This is a genomic window from Rhodonellum psychrophilum GCM71 = DSM 17998 (assembly GCF_000381545.1).
In the GTDB taxonomy this organism is placed as follows: domain Bacteria; phylum Bacteroidota; class Bacteroidia; order Cytophagales; family Cyclobacteriaceae; genus Rhodonellum; species Rhodonellum psychrophilum.
Genome location: NZ_KB906673.1, coordinates 330,550 through 346,241 on the forward strand (window position 1 = coordinate 330,550; position 15,692 = coordinate 346,241).

Annotated in this window: 11 protein-coding genes; 2 read left to right on the forward strand and 9 right to left on the reverse strand. The window is 43.5% G+C overall.

Annotation, left to right across the window (positions count from 1 at the left end):
* Nucleotides 1–284 precede the first annotated feature (284 nt).
* A complete protein-coding gene (locus tag F824_RS0101665) occupies nucleotides 285–494 on the forward strand; it encodes a GMC oxidoreductase (protein ID WP_019596106.1) in 210 nt (69 codons plus the stop codon).
* A gap of 148 nt (nucleotides 495–642) precedes the next feature.
* On the opposite strand, the gene F824_RS0101670 is transcribed toward F824_RS0101665, so the two are convergent.
* Both F824_RS0101670 and F824_RS0101680 read right to left on the reverse strand, forming a co-directional pair.
* Nucleotides 643–2,970, reverse strand: coding sequence for a M1 family metallopeptidase (locus tag F824_RS0101670; RefSeq protein WP_019596107.1), 2,328 nt, complete (start codon nucleotides 2,968–2,970; stop codon nucleotides 643–645).
* Between the two features lie 191 nt (nucleotides 2,971–3,161).
* Nucleotides 3,162–3,743, reverse strand: coding sequence for a HupE/UreJ family protein (locus F824_RS0101680; protein ID WP_019596109.1), 582 nt, complete (start codon nucleotides 3,741–3,743; stop codon nucleotides 3,162–3,164).
* A gap of 93 nt (nucleotides 3,744–3,836) precedes the next feature.
* Between F824_RS0101680 and F824_RS0101685 the strand changes: the two genes are divergently transcribed.
* Nucleotides 3,837–4,325: a DUF6702 family protein gene (locus F824_RS0101685; RefSeq protein WP_019596110.1), complete on the forward strand. Its 489-nt coding sequence runs from the start codon at nucleotides 3,837–3,839 to the stop codon at nucleotides 4,323–4,325.
* Between the two features lie 287 nt (nucleotides 4,326–4,612).
* Here F824_RS0101685 and F824_RS0101690 read toward each other — a convergent pair whose 3' ends face one another.
* The 7 genes from F824_RS0101690 to F824_RS0101725 all read right to left on the reverse strand — a co-directional run bounded on the left by F824_RS0101690 (nucleotide 4,613) and on the right by F824_RS0101725 (nucleotide 15,686).
* On the reverse strand, nucleotides 4,613–6,325 hold the full coding sequence (locus F824_RS0101690; RefSeq protein WP_019596111.1) for a glycoside hydrolase family 43 protein: 1,713 nt from the start codon (nucleotides 6,323–6,325) through the stop codon (nucleotides 4,613–4,615).
* 66 nt (nucleotides 6,326–6,391) lie between these two features.
* Nucleotides 6,392–7,234, reverse strand: a complete 843-nt coding sequence (locus F824_RS0101695) for a sialate O-acetylesterase (protein ID WP_033405027.1) — start codon at nucleotides 7,232–7,234, stop codon at nucleotides 6,392–6,394.
* Nucleotides 7,235–7,478: 244 nt separating this feature from the next.
* Nucleotides 7,479–9,050, reverse strand: coding sequence for a glycoside hydrolase family 43 protein (locus tag F824_RS0101705; RefSeq protein WP_019596114.1), 1,572 nt, complete (start codon nucleotides 9,048–9,050; stop codon nucleotides 7,479–7,481).
* 89 nt (nucleotides 9,051–9,139) lie between these two features.
* The gene (locus F824_RS0101710) at nucleotides 9,140–10,291 is read right to left on the reverse strand and encodes an endo-1,4-beta-xylanase (protein ID WP_019596115.1); all 1,152 of its coding nucleotides are present in this window, start codon (nucleotides 10,289–10,291) and stop codon (nucleotides 9,140–9,142) included.
* A gap of 389 nt (nucleotides 10,292–10,680) precedes the next feature.
* Nucleotides 10,681–12,801 carry an endo-1,4-beta-xylanase gene (locus F824_RS0101715; protein ID WP_019596116.1) on the reverse strand — a complete coding sequence of 707 codons (2,121 nt, stop codon included), beginning with the start codon at nucleotides 12,799–12,801 and terminating at the stop codon, nucleotides 10,681–10,683.
* Between the two features lie 27 nt (nucleotides 12,802–12,828).
* Complete coding sequence (locus F824_RS0101720; RefSeq protein ID WP_019596117.1) at nucleotides 12,829–13,860, reverse strand: DUF5627 domain-containing protein; 1,032 nt, start codon at nucleotides 13,858–13,860, stop codon at nucleotides 12,829–12,831.
* Nucleotides 13,861–13,910: 50 nt separating this feature from the next.
* A complete protein-coding gene (locus tag F824_RS0101725; RefSeq protein WP_019596118.1) occupies nucleotides 13,911–15,686 on the reverse strand; it encodes a RagB/SusD family nutrient uptake outer membrane protein in 1,776 nt (591 codons plus the stop codon).
* Nucleotides 15,687–15,692 lie beyond the last annotated feature (6 nt).

A 15,692-nucleotide genomic window follows, 5' to 3' on the forward strand; every position in this document is an offset into this window, starting at 1 on the left:
CATTCTTTATTTTCGGCTTATCCGCTCTATGGGATGAACAACCGAAGATATCCCCGAAATATGCATTAGGCTTCCTAATGGGATCGAAACTGCATGAAAACCAGGCTATTGGAAGACTAATTCCTAACACCAATAGGGTAAAGTCAAAAATAGGCAATCCCTAATTGAATATCGGGCAATTACAATCTTGAATGGGGTTCGCAATGCATAAAACGGGTTAAACCATGTACATTTCCTACTCCTTTGAAAAGTTGAACTTTTGTAGGCGCAAATGACCGAGAGGTTTGAAAAAGCCGGTTTTATCTATCAAAACCAGGGGCGATAACCGGGCGTCCAGATTGGGGATCCACGAAAAGGGAGGTGTCAGAATGGGGCATGATCCCAAAACATCCCTGCTCAACAAACACAACCAGCCCCATGCCTGCACCAATGTCTACGTGACCTATGGCCCCTGCATGACTTCCATCACTACACAAAATCTGTCCCTGACCTAGATGGTCTTGGCAGCCAGAGCAAAGGGTCATGCCGTGAAGGAAATAAAACAAGGCTGATCTTTATAAAACTGAGCAATAAAAAAACCCAAGGGGCTAAATCCTTGGGTTTTTTTATTGTTTCAATTAAACAAAGGGTATTTTATCGCTCTTATTTTTTCTGCGCTTTTTTCATCGGATTGTCACCGGTAGAAACTCCTCTGGCACCACCAGCGCCTTTGAAAAGCTCAAATCGGGTAGGTGTTGCCTGACTTGGCCAATAGTTGTTGGATTCGTCGATATCGGCTGTTTCTCTGAAGGGGTCCAAAACGATGTTTTTCACTTCCTTGAACTTTGCAAATACTTTGGTGACTTCGCTTTCATTCAATCTCCATATTTCAGCTGGAATTCTTTCGATTTCCGAAGTTCCATCCACATAGTTGAATTGGATGATCAAAGGCATGACCAAACCACCGACGTTGCTGAATTTCATTTCATAGAAATTCAAACCGGAGTTCAGCAAATCTTTTTCCTTTTGGTTCAATCTGGCCATAAAGTCTTTGTAGGCTTTCTCGTCCTCAGGAGTGACTGCGAATGGATTGTAGCTGTTGTAGAAATCCCTGGTAGCAGGATTTGCTTCCAATACGGTTTGTGGGATATCCTGTTTGTTGTAGGTTTTGCTGACGTAAGATTCCTCTCTGTCAAATTCCTTTTTGGCATCGGCTTTCTTTTCTGCTGGCGTTCTGTTGTCCAGTTTGAACCAATTCACTTGGTCCAAAGAAATGTCAACCGGCTCAGCACCGTAAAACCAACCTCTCCAAAACCAATCCAAATCCACCCCGGAGGCATCCTCCATGGTTCTGAAGAAATCTTCAGGCGTTGGGTGTTTGAACATCCATCTGTTCGCATATTCTTTGAAAGCATAGTCAAACAGCTCACGACCCATAATGGTCTCTCTCAAGATATTGAGTGCAGTGGCAGGTTTTGCATACGCATTGGGACCAAACTGGATGATGTTTTCGGAATTGGTCATGATCGGCTCCAACAGGTGTTTTTCACTTGCCATGTAGGAAACAATTTTATGGGCGGCACCTCTTCTGGAAGGATAATCCCTGTCCCACTCTTGCTCAGCCAAAAACTGCATGAAGGTGTTCAAGCCTTCGTCCATCCAAGACCACTGTCTTTCGTCGGAGTTGACGATCATTGGGAAATAATTGTGACCGACTTCATGGATGATGACCGAAATCATGCCGTATTTCACGGCGTCGGAATAAGTACCATCGGCATCCGGACGACCATAATTGAAGCAGATCATCGGGTATTCCATTCCGTTGGAAGCCTCCACAGAGATGGCGACCGGGTAAGGATAATCAAATGTCCTTGCAGAATAGGATTCTATCGTGTGGGCAACTACCCTTGTGGAATATTGCTCCCAAAGTGGATTGCCTTCTTTTCCGTAATAGGACATTGCCATGACGTCTTTGCCAGCTTGCTTGACGGCCATTGCATCCCAGATAAACTTTCTGGAAGAAGTCCATGCAAAATCCCTTACGTTTTCGGCATGGAAAATCCAGGTTTTCTTGTTCTTCGCCTTTCCTTTTTCCAATCTTTCTGCTTCCGCCTGGGTACGGATGACCACAGGTTTGTCATAGGTTTTTTGTGCAAGATTCCATCTGTCCAACTCGACTGCGCTAAGCACCTCCTCTGGATTTTGGAGTACACCGGTAGAGCCAACCATGTGGTCTGCAGGAACCGTGATTTTCACTTTGTAATCACCAAATGCCAAGGCAAATTCCCCTCTTCCGACGAATTGCTTGTGTTGCCAGCCTTCAAAGTCTGAGTAAACAGCCATTCTTGGGAACCACTCAGCCATGGTGTAGAGATAATTCCCGTCTTTTTCAAAGAACTCATATCCGGGACGGCCGCCGATAAAACTCATTCGGTCGTGGATATTGAAGCTCCAATCTACAGTAAACTCAAATTTCTCACCTGCTTTCAAAGGCTGAGGAAGGTCTACACGCATCATGGTTTTGTTGATGGTCACCGAAATATCATTTCCGCTCATGTCTTTGAGGGAATTGATTTTGTAACCCAAGTCCAGGTCATGCCATACAATGGACTCCAATTGTCTCATGGACATTCTTTGGCCGATTTGACTGGACGCAATTTTTGGGGTGTTGGAATCCTTGGCCCTTTCGTTTTGGTCCAACTGGATCCATAAATAGGTGAGGGCGTCCGGGGAGAAGTTGTGGTAGGTGATTTTTTGGGAGCCTTTGATGGACTGGTTGTCGTCGTTCAGTTCCACTTCGATTTCGTGATCGGCTTTTTGTTGCCAATACATGTGTCCAGGGGCTCCGGAGGCCGTTCTGTAGACGTTGGGAGACCTGAATGTGGTTCCCAATTGCTCAAAACGCTCTGCGTGGTTTTGGACACTTTTTTGAGCGAAAAGAGAAACGGAGGTCAATAATCCGATTCCAATCGCAGTAAGTAATCTTTTCATTCTTTTTAATTTAAAGTAAAATGTCCCTGATCCAATGAACCAAGAATTTCAAATATCGCTTAATTTATCAATCTTCAGAACTAAATATAGGACGAAGAAAACCTTTTTCCGGTAATTTTTCCAAAAGCGGTTGTTTTATGATTTCACTTTCTTGGAAAATGGTCTTTTTAAAAAAAAAACTCACATCCACTTTACCAATACTTGGTTTCAAGCATCATCATCACGGACATTCCCAACACAATTGCAGAGATGACCAAAGTCCATTCTTTGCGGTTGATGCCTACCAAGCCCACCAAAAGGGAGGAAGCCAGCAAAAACAGGGCGACGATGATGAGTTGCCCGACTTCCAAGCCTAGATTGAAGGCCAACAAGGGTTGAAAGATGGAGGATTCCCTGCCCAACAATGATTTCAGGTAATTGGAAAAGCCCAATCCATGGACCAATCCGAAGAAAAGTGCGAAGAAATAATTGATCTGGACCCCCCTTCCCGTACTTGCCTTTGGCTTGAAGATATTGACCAAGGCGGTGATCGCGATGGTAACGGGGATCAGAAACTCGATCAAGTTGCTGTTCACCTTGACCAAATTCAATGTGGCCAAGGCCAAAGTAACCGAATGCCCGATGGTGAATGCAGTGACCAGGATCAATATTTTTTTCCAATCCCTCCCGATGTAAATTGCACAAAGTGCAATGACAAAAAGAATATGATCGAAACCTGCCAAATCAAGAATATGTTTGATGCCTAACTGAAAGTACAGTTGAAACTGACCCATGCTTATTTTACGTTGAAATTTATGGCCGAAGTATTCTCCGGCGCGTTAGATAATTGTATAATTTTGCAAAAAAAGTAAAAATCATCCATATCCATGCTACATTATTATATTTTCTCACTCATTATAGGATTGAAGGTACTTTTGCATCCTTTCTATATCAGCCTCACAGATATCCGCTACAATGCACAGGGCCAAAACCTGGAAATCGCACAGAAGATTTTTTGGGATGATTTGGAAGTGGCCCTTTCGGAATCTTCCAACAGCAAGGTGGATTTTTTGAATCCCTCCAATCCGGAGAAACTGAATAAAATGGCAAGGGAATACCTGCTGGCTTCCAATGCGATCACTGTCAATGGGCAAAAGATTGAGTTGAGATACTTGGGATACGAGATTGAGGAAGATGCTGCTTGGTTTTATATGGAGACAGGCAAAATCCCTTTTCCCAAACAGGTCAGCATCAAAAACACGGTGCTGTTGAATCAGTTTGATGGACAACAGAACATCGTCAATTTTTACTTGGACAAAAAGCCCAAAAGTTTGATCCTTTATAAGGAAAATGAAACCGGAAACCTTGTTTTTTAACCCGTGTGATGCTCGAACACTTCAAATCTGAAATAGCCTTGAAATCAGTCGGTTGATTGCTGTTTCCGACTTCAGCCTATCGGTAAAATGCATTCTTCTTCTAATAGTCTGATTTTCTTGCAGTTTCAACCTCATTTGGAGACTTAGTGCATGTTTCGGGTATAAGATTTTTGGAATAAAGGATCGAATACACTGAATAGGTTTTCAATACATTCTCAATACAAAAAAGGCTACCCGATGAAGGTAGCCTTTTTGATTGTAAACATGAGAAGATCTGAAAGTCCCGGTTATTCTGGTACAGCGTCATTGGCTGTAGTGGCATACAATCCAATCATATTGCCCGTGAATCCTCCGGCCACATTGGTTGACAGGATATCCCCCGACACCTCAAAATAGGTGAAATCCCCTTCTCCAATTGCATAACCAAATGCATAAGCATCTCCGGTTGCCTTTACCTGCAACCTGATCGGGCCTTTTGTTTCAATTTTTGCGCTTCCGATGATTTGTGATTCTCCTTTTTCGGTTCTTTGAAGGAGAATGAAATCTTCATTCCCTTTTTTGGTGATCCCAAAGACATAATTGAACTTCTCACTCTGAACCGTGGTGATTCCGGCCAGTTCTTTTTCGGAAGCAGGCTTGAATTCGATGGCGGTAGTAAAGGCAAAGTTTTTGTGCTGCTGTCTGTAGAATAAAGTGGAAGTTGGTTTGACCTCCTTGATATTTACAGCAAATGGGTTGATTTGAAGTCCTTTTTTGTTGAAGGAAATAAAATCTTCCCTCGGGCCACGCAAGCCGATCCATCTAAAATCAAGTTTTTCGGCATCGAATCTTTCCGTGTAGGTGAAATTGCCATTTGGAAAAAATCCATCTGAACCGGTTTTGTTCTCAGTGATGCCCGCCGGCATTTTCAATTTTGGCTCCATAGGGATCAATCCGTTTTCGAATACCGGAAATTCACCCGACCAATCTACCGGAAGAATAAAGGTCTCTCTACCCGTATTCACCCTGTTTTTGTCATTTGGTCTTATGCCCAAGAACACACCGTAGTATTTGTCATCTGGTCCAAGGACCAAATCGGCATGACCAGCCCAATCCACTTTATTGCTTCTGTTGTTTCCAAAATATTTCTGTGTCAAGATTGGATTCGAAGGTGCCGGGATAAAAGGTCCCGTGGGGCTGTCACTTTTGAAGATCACCTCGCTGTGATTTCCACCGGTACCCCCTTCTGCGCACATCAGGAAATATTTCCCATCCTTTTTGTAAATGTGCGGGGCTTCTATCCAAATAGGATTCTTTGAAGGGTCCACGCCACCATCTACAATGATCTTATCTGTGCCTGCCACTACTTGGTCATTATCGAGATCATATTCCCAAATTTTGATGACGCGGTGACCTTCGTATCTTTCCTCTCCTCTATTTGGTGCATCGTTGTGCACCACATAGGCTTTGCCATTGTCATCAAAAAACAATCCTGGATCGATGCCATCAAACTTGAGTTTAATGGGGTCACTCCAGCCTTGCATCGGATCTTTTGTCTTGACCACGATATTGCCAAAACCTCCGGCAAACTGGGTGGTGATCATATAAAAGGTGTCATTGTATGGGTTGTACTTGATGTCGGGGGCATAAATCCCCATGCTTATTCCCGTATCCTGAACCTTCAATTGGGATTTTCGATCCAGAACATGACCTATTTGCTTCCAATTCACAAGATCCTTGGAATGGAAAATCGGCACCCCGGGAAACATGGCAAAAGAGGAAACCACCATGTAATAATCGTCTCCTTTTCTGGTAATCGCCGGGTCAGGATAACATCCTTGGAGAATGGGATTGTAAAATTCATTTTCCTTAAGTGGGTTGTCGATGTAAACTTGGTCTTTTCCCTCATATACCACTTCTGTGAAAATGGGAGGATTGTTTTTTTTCTTTTGGCCATACCCGTCTGATACGGAAATGAAAGCCAAAAGGAAAGCCAAAATAACTGCTGGTTTTCTTTTCATTTTGCTGGTTTTATCTGTTTGATTATGAATTTTTTATGATTAAAATTATTGGTTAGAAGGCCACTGTCAATCCTGTAACAAAGACAACATCTTCATGCCATACCTTCTGCCCAACTCCCGGTAGCCAGCGGCCGAGAAATGGAGCCCATCCTCCAAGGCCTCGCAGTCGGTGGAGGAAATCACATACGCTTGTGGAATCACTGTGGGCAATGTTTGAATAATGGCATTCATGCTGGCACACTTTCCACCCTGATCGGCACTGACCATTTCACCTGCCAAGAAGGGAAGGGAATTGGGAGCCAAACCCAGATCCGCTAGAATAGTATCATAAACGCCCTTGGTTTTTTTTGGCCAGTTTTCATCTCCTGTGTTCGATTCCCCTTGATGGAGCAATATTCCTTTGATCATGCCGTCTTTTTGGGCGATTTTGGCCAATTCGATTAATCTCGCATAGGGATCTCCATCATATTCCTTGACCATATTCTGTAGCCAATCAGGTGAAGACTGTACATAGGATTCAAAATTCCCTTTTTCAAAAAGTTCGATCTTTGCTCCTCCAACGGAGACATTGATGATCCCGATTTTAATATTTTCAGGGAGATGTTCTGTCAACGTCCTTCCGAAATAATCTGCAGGACCAAGCCCGGTATGGCATCTGGTCAAAGGTGCCGTTGCCGGATACCATTGGCCTTTTTTTCTGTTCAGGTTGTCGCAGTCGATGGCTTGCAAAACCTTGAATCGATCATCCTCAATGGTGTCCTGACCTTCAAATTTGGCCGCACCTTCCATATTGGATTGTCCAAAACTTAGGAAGATGTAAAAGTTTTCATCCTGTTGGGCGAAAGCCGATAGGCCAATGTTGAAGAGAAAAAAAGCCAAGAGGAATGGCTTGAGGTGGTTTGATTTCATAATGCTGTTCATTTAGGAATGCTTGAAGCGATAAATTTTCCTTCGCACGCTTATTTTTATTCTCCAATTGTTTACTTGCCTTGCCGCCGTTACCGTCCAAATGGCATCGGAAAATTTTTCCACCATTTCGCCACTACGGTAATCCCACCAATCAGCCGAAGTGGCCACGGTTTTCCCGCTCTATCCAAAAACAGTTCAGGTGAATGAGCATCTCTTGGCTATCGAACGGTCTTTTCATCAGGGATTAAAATTTTATTTGATCCTCAATTTTGAAATAGTCAAAATCAGCATGACCTCCAGGCTGCTCGGTTGAGTAATAGAACAAACCGTACCGATACCCCATGAAATGAGGAAGCGTGTATTTCATTTGCAAAACATCTCCCAATTGCTTCCAGTTTTTTCCTTCATCAAGGCTGTAATAGAATTTTGCTTCGTCTTTCCTTTCATGAAAATCACAGACAGCCCTCAGCAAAACCGAATCCCCAACGAATGCTACGGTCTCAATTTCACTTTCAGATGCATCAGAAGCCTTTTTCATGACCAGCTTTTTTTGTCCATCCTGAACCCGAACGCCAATCAGTCCATAGTCTTTCTGCAGCAAAGTAAGTCCTGCAAAATCACCTTCTTTCATCCCAGAAACATCGATTTTGATGGTTCCCATACTTTCGGGGCCAATTGTCCTTTGGGTAAGGGTGTTTCTGGCGGATAAAACACCTTGGTCAACCCGATCGGTTTTCAGTCTGAGGGTTCCTTTTTTCCCATTGATAGACCAAAGGTCAGGAACGGGATTGTGATTCCATTGCCAGACCAAGGGCAAATCGGCATCTCTTTTTTTCCTCTTGAAATCATCAGAAGCGACGATTCCAGGCATAAGTCCTTTGCTTTCTGGCAGGTCAAGTTCCATGGGAACCTTACCGGCTACGCCCAAAACCGGCCATCCATCTTCCCAAGTGACGGGGACCAAATAGGGGACTCTACCTACAGCACCATTGTCCCGGAAGAGATAAGCAAACCAATCTCCATTAGGAGTGTCAATCAAACCTCCTTGAGCAACACCCTTGTCCTGAAGCGCAACTCTTCCTTCATAAGGGCCTTCGATATTGTCCGATCTGTGGATGATGACTGTCCGCATTCCCCCTTTGGGCCAGGCGATATTGAAAAGGTAATATTTGTCATTGACCTTAAAAAGTTGTGCCCCTTCAGCCGGCAAGCCGACATTGTTCCCTGAAGGTTCGGTGGCGTTTTGGATCAATACCCTTTCCGTATTTGGCTTTACCCCAGTCAGATCACTTTCCAATTCCACCATTTTGATGGTGCCAGCTCCCCAAATCAAATAGACCTTTCCATCGTCTTCAAAAAACAAGGTATGGTCATGCAGGGAAGGTTCGAAGACCATGGATTTCCAAGGGCCCTTTTCGATGTCTTTGGTAGAATAAATGTAAGTTTTACCCGTGTTTCCAGAAAAAGTACCTATGTAATAAACACCGTTGTGGTATCTAAGGCTACTTGCCCAAGAACCTTTTCCATACATCTGTTTTCCATTTTCCAGCTTTAGATCCTCGCTTGAACTCAATATTTCATAAGCATAATTGACCAATTCCCAATTGACCAGATCCTTGGATTTCATGATGGGGACTCCGGGATTCATGTGCATGGTCGTGGAGCCCATGTAATACGTATCCCTAACCCGGATCATGGACATGTCAGGCACATCCGCATGGATTATTGGATTGGAGGCTTTTTGACCATAAAGGGAGTGACTCGAAAAGCAACTCAAAAAAGTGAAGAATAGGAGGGTAAACCGAAGGTTGCGCATATAGGATTAAATTTTGATAGGCCATATACAATCAAGTACATGGCCTTTCAAGAAGTTAATAATTTTGTTGGTTTAAGGGAATAATTGAGTTATTCGTATTTTGCTGCAAGTTGGATTATTTCGTTGACGACCGTTTTTGGAGAATTGTCTCTATTGAAGAGTAGGGGATAATCTGTTCTGCCTCTCACAGGCCAGCCATTTTTCCATGAATCTCCGTCATTCACTCCCCAAAGTGTTACCCTAGAGATTTTGTCATGGTGGTCCAGGAATAGTTTGAAGAAAGCTAAATATCGCGCATTGAATTTCATTTGAACGTCATCAGGCAATCCTTCTGTATATGGATTTAGACTTTGTTGATAGTCGACATTGGTCGATACATCGGCGCCCATGTCCCTTCTCGGTGATGGCAATACACTGAGGTCCATTTCCGTGATCATCACAGTCACTCCAAGATCCGAATAGGCCAAAATGCTTTTTTCGAACTCCTCAATGGTGGGGTATTCCAGGCCCAAGTGCCCTTGCATTCCGATACCATCGATTTTGATCTCTTGGGCTTGTAAATCTTTTACCATTTTCACTACGCCTGCTCTCTTTCCAGAGTTGGCCATGGAATAGTCGTTGTAATACAATTCGGCTTCCGGGTCTGCTTCGTGTGCATACTGAAATGCCAATTTTATAAAATCCTCACCAAGGATCTCAAAAAATTTACTTTTTCTCCAAGAGCCATCATCCAAGATTGCCTCGTTGACCACATCCCAGCCTTTTACTTGGCCTTTGTATCTGCCCACTACGGTTTTGATATGGGTTTCCATCCTTTTTGCCAGGACTTCTGGGCTGACATCTTTCCCCTCTGCATCTGTAAAAAACCATCTCGGCGCCTGCGAATGCCAGATCAAGGTATGGCCGACGACATGCAGGTTGTTTTTCTTGCCGTATTCAACAAACTTGTCTGCTTGGGAAAAATTAAATTCCCCTTCTTTGGCTTGAAGCATGCCACTTTTCATGACATTTTCCGCAACAATTGAATTGAAATGGGTACCAAGTACTTCCATCGTGGAGGCATCTGTCTCGTGGATGTGGTTTCTCCCCATAGCAGCACCGATATAAAATTTGCCTTCGAAAGCATCCTTCAATGTAATTGCAGGATTTTTTTCCGATCGCACTACGCAGCCCAATCCAATCAGAACGACTGCAGCGAGGGATATTCCTTTTTTTAATTTATTCCATTTTGTGTTCTTCATTTAGCATTGGGTTCAAATAGGTTTGGATTGATATTTTTTAAGCTTTAAAATTCATCCAAATTATCGGTGATGGAGAAATCTACAATGGATTTTATCGTATAGGTTTTTCTCGATCCTTTCGATTGGAAGGGAAACTGAAAACAGACTTGTTTTTTTATGATTTGAATAAAATGGAAAGGTCAACAATTAAGATTTCGTCAACCTTTCCATTAAACCCGTTTTACGCAATTCCAATTTTATTCCAGCCTAGGATTACTTAAAAATCAGTCTTTGATTACAATTTTTGACTTCACCTTATCGGGTGTAAGCTGAATTTTCCAATTTAATAGTCTGATTTTGTATTAGGTATAATCCCATTATGTGGTTTGAGGCATGTTTCTGGTTAAATTTTACTGATTTTTTAATCCATCCGCAAAACCTGCATAAGAAGGTTTACGCGTTAGGTTGACATCCCAAAGACCTTGTCTCAAGGTATTGTCTGATTCACTGTCAATGGCGCTTCCCAATGTGATTCCGTATCGCTGTGCAGCTGGAACGTATTGTTCGTAAAGTGCCAACACTTCTCCGTAGATTTCGGCTTGTCTTTCCAGCATCGTTGCTGTCGGCTGTGCAGACATGATGCGCACTTCTAAGCCCGAAACCCTGACCATCTTTCCGGTAGCTGCCAACAATTGGAACATGGTACCGATATCTGATGTGTTGGAATTCAGAGAAAGTTGCATTCTAGTCCCGATGCCATCTACTTGAGCGCCCTTGTTTTCCAAATAAGTCACATAATCGATCAGACCACGGCATTTATCCAGATTGGCTTCAAGACCACTCTCATTGATAAATAACAAATCTGCTGGATTACCATGTTGACGAGCCATTTGAAATGCCTTTACCCCGTAGTCTTTGCCCAAATAATCTTGCCAATAAAATTCTCCATCTGGCAAAGTCCTACCCAAACCGGATCTCAATTCTGCTGGATTGTTCTGATCCATCGGTTCATCGAGTACATTCCTGGCTTTGATTTGGTCTTTGGTCTGGCCGACTACCTGAGAAACCCAACGCTCCATTTGTGTACCGATGATGGAATTTTTTTCTTGGGCTGTCTTCTCCACCACAGTGGTACTTCCACCTGAAGCATTGGCATTGCTCAGCACCACATTGTCAATGTAAACAGTGCCCGCAAACTCTCCATAACTAAAAATCAATCTCCCTCTATCGTCTGCGTTTACAGTAGTGGAAAGATTTGCCAAGCGCCACTCTTGCGTCACGAACACTTGACCAAATCCATTTGAAGAGTAATCCGGACTCTGTAATTCAGGCCTGATCACCCCGTCTGCAGTTCCTTTTACCCAAAAACTCAGGTTGTAAGTTTCGCCGTTTTTGACCGGCTGAGCCAACTGATAAACCGTCTGGACTTCCCAGAAACCTCCTGTTGTGGAAGGGTTGGTGACAAAGAATGCACTTCCGGAACCGCCAACTCCCTGGCCATTGGCTGTTACACCTCTTGTGGAATTATTGCCCCATCCACCCCAAGAATCACCAGACTCGAAATCTCCGTTGGAAATGAGATTGCTGATCATTGGGGGTCCATCGACATCATAGACATACAGGTTGTTGATGTCGAGATAGTAAGTTGCGGAAGGCGTATATCCCAATTCCAATTGGAATTTAAAGGAATTGCCTTCAAATGCATTCACCCTAAACCTGACTTCCTTCCAAGAAATACTTGTTGAAAATGTAGGTGTGGCAGGTCCAGAACCAAACCATGCAAGCTCTGGAGTATTTTCCGAAAGTCCTTCAAAAGTAAATCTACCTTCACCGGGAACATCAGATTTGATATAAGCAATGACCTCGTAAGTTTTTCCGGGAATGACTGGAATCTCCGGCGAGGTGATCCGAACGCTGTTTGGTGAAGCTACTGAAGCGCCCACTACCAGCTTAACTGCAGGCACACCATTTCCCATGCCATCGCCTTGCGCTATAGTCACTCCTGAACTGACAGTCCAATCGTTCAACTCACCCTCTTTTAATCCATCTAAAGCCAATTCATTGTCAAAGGCGGGAGATTCTACAATCAACGGAGAAAGCAAGCCGTTGAGATAAGCTGAATTTTGGTTGTTGTAGGAAATCAAAGAGGAGCCAAATACGGAAACGTCTTTTTGTGCCGCCATCTCCAGAAGACTCTGGATGTTTACCAAATTGATGGTGCCATTGTCTTGAACAAGATTTCTATGGGACATACCGGTGTTTGGCGTAAACTCATTGAAATTCCTATTCACAAATCTATATTTCAATCCAGCAGAAGTGTAATCCGTCAGTGGCATGGCAACACCCAATTTGAAATTGGGATAGGCCACCGTGTCCAGCAAACTTCTCAAGGCAGCATAACTGTTAAGCTCTTCCTGCAAAGCGATGCTTTCGGGTTTTTCAGTATTGAACGCTAAAGGATCAAAATCAGCACATGCAGTCATCAAACCCGCCGTTAATGCCAATATTCCAAGTTTTTGAAATTTTTTCATACCTATTCCTTTTTAATTTTTAAATCACTATTTCAAAACTGGATTGAAGGTTTCCAAACCTACTCCTCGATTTCTCATTACCAAAGTATCTACAGCGCTAAGCCTGAATTGAGGATGATTGATCTCATATTGTAAGTAAATCGCATCTCTATCCTGGTTGCCCCAACTTTTCTTTTCGCCTTTTTTCACAAAAGAACCTGATCCGGAAGCGGTGATTCCATCAGTAGCCGAAGTAACCGTACAGTTGCCTTGGTTGTCAAAAGTCAGAAAAAGATCAGCGGCAATATTTTCTCCGCCTGAACCTTGGATGGTCAGAGGAAACTGAATGGTGCTTAAAGATTCGGTATGGAGACTTTTCAGCTCATCTTGCTCCACAAATTCCCTTCTTCTCACCACTTCTTTGCTCAGACCCTCAAAACCGGGCTTGCCTGTCATGGTGTCTTTTCCTCTTCTCAGATAGATGCCATGCCATTCATTGACATATTTAATGGCATAGAGGACAAAGTCCTTCGGTATGACATCCCAGTCGCCGATAACATGCGGATTGGGATTGGCCAAAGTGGACCTGCCCACAAGTACAGAGTCTGCATTGTCCACGCTTTTGATTCTCAATGGAACCACATAGGTGTTTTTAAGCGCATTGGGATCGTTGAAGAAGGCGCCTGTCAACTGGATTTCTACCCCACCAATGATTTCACCTTTTGGGATGATGATGTGGGACGCAGCGAGCTGATAATATTCAGAAGGCAATGTCAGGACTTCATCTCCACCCTCAGAGAACAAAAGATTATTGGAGAGGGATGGGTCAACCTCGATTTCGAGCCGGAGATCCTGACGATTTGTGTAAACGCCACCGGTAGTAGCCATTATCCTGAACTTCCTTTCATTGTCAAGCGAGGTGTCAAAGATGTCCTCTCCCAGCGTGATCGTTCTTACGGGATATTGATGGGCAAAATACACCGTTTGCTTGTCAAAATCAGGAAATTCCCAGTCTTGGTTCACACAGGAAAAAGCTCCTATCACCAAGGATGCAAATGCTATTTTTATAATTTTTTTCATCTTTAAATTCTTTAGACTTCAACGAATTGCATAAACGACAACACTAAATTTTACCATCCTGTATTTTGACTGATTGCGCTGTATTTCAGGACTTCGCTCAAAGGGATTGGGCCATACTTCATGTGGTTGTCGAATACCCTGTTTTGAACATTTATGATTTGAGATCCATTATTTTGGATTCGGATCCCGCGGGCGGTTTCTGTCAGATCAAGATCCCATCTCCTCAAATCCCAAAACCTAAATCCTTCAAAACACAGCTCCAATCTTCTTTCATTTCTGATCAGGGTGCGCATTGCGTTTTGATCATTTTTGATAGATTCCAAATACGCATCTCCATTATTCAGTCCTATTCCAGCCCTCTGTCTGATCGCTTTGATCACGTCATAAGCTGAATATCCATTTCCTCCGGTAGTGGTTGGGCCCCATGCTTCATTTGCCGCTTCGGCATAGATCAAATATATTTCCGTATACCTGATTCTCGGCATGATATGGAGCTGACCATTGACTGAAACTGGGTTTAAATTGACATCTTGTCTTAGCAGTTTTCTCATGTAATACCCCGTTCTGGTTGAGACTTCCACCCTGTTGATGCCATCATTGGTTCCTCCATCAGCACTTGTGTTGATGGTTTGGTTGTTGGGACCTGCTGTACGGCCATTCGAGATGATGAAGTGGTTCAATCGAGGATCTCTGTTCGCATAAGGATTGTTGAGGTCATAATTGCTGGAAGGATGGGAAAGCGGATAGCCATTGGCGTCCGGAAATGCATCCACCAAATTTTGGGTAGGATTTAACAAGCCATTGCCAAATTGGGTAGGAGGGAAATGGGCTGCTTCCAAATTACTGGAGGGACCACCAAGTGACGCTCTCCAAAGTATTTCGGAAGTATTGACACCACCTCCAAGATTATTGATTTCTGAAGTATTGGCATACCAGGTAAGACCTGTTGGTGCTAAACCAGAAACGCCATTATTCATGTCAATGATCTCTGCGGCAAAATTAGCGGCATCCTCCCAAGTGGTGCTGTTTCCTTGGCTGAATGCAGGACTGGCAGCCATCAAAGCCGCTTGGGCCCTGATGGCCGCAGCAATTCTTCCACTCAGCAATTGCCTTGCATCTTCCCCAAATACACGGTTGTAATCATTTCTACTTGCTCCAAGTGCCCGATACTTCTCTGGAACCATCGCATCATTGGAGATGTCCTCGTAATCGGTCGGAAGCAATTCCAAAGCTTGTTCAGCATCAGCATACAGCTGCTGCATGGATGCTTCAAAAGTACTCCTGGGCAAATTGAATTCAGAGGTCAGATCTTGTGGAGAATTGAAGACTTGTACGCCCAACAATTGTCCATCTGCAACACCTCCATGGGATTGTAGAAGATGGAACATAAACAAGGCGCGTAACCCATAGGCCTCCCCTTTGATCCTGTCTGCAAACATTCTGTCCAATAAGTCATTGCTCACGGTAAATGAAACCTTATCTGCAGTTTCAATCATGATGTTCAAATACTGAATCGCAGCATTGGAATTGTTCCATTGGTTGAGGGGGTTATTGTCAGATGCCCATTGCCCACCTGCAACAAGGAAGAAAGCGTTGTTTTCATTGTTGCTTACTGCATCATCGGTAGCCATGTCATTGAAACTCCAGCCATTTCTGGGGATTCTCGCATAACCATTGATGATCAATCCCTGTGCAAACCTTGGCTCATTGTAGCTGCTTTCCAAGTCCCTGTTGTTTTGAATGGCAGGTTCCAATAAATCTACACAGCCTGAAAATAAGGCTGAGAAGAAAGCCAAAACGACAATTTTATGTGTATACTTTTTCATTTTTCG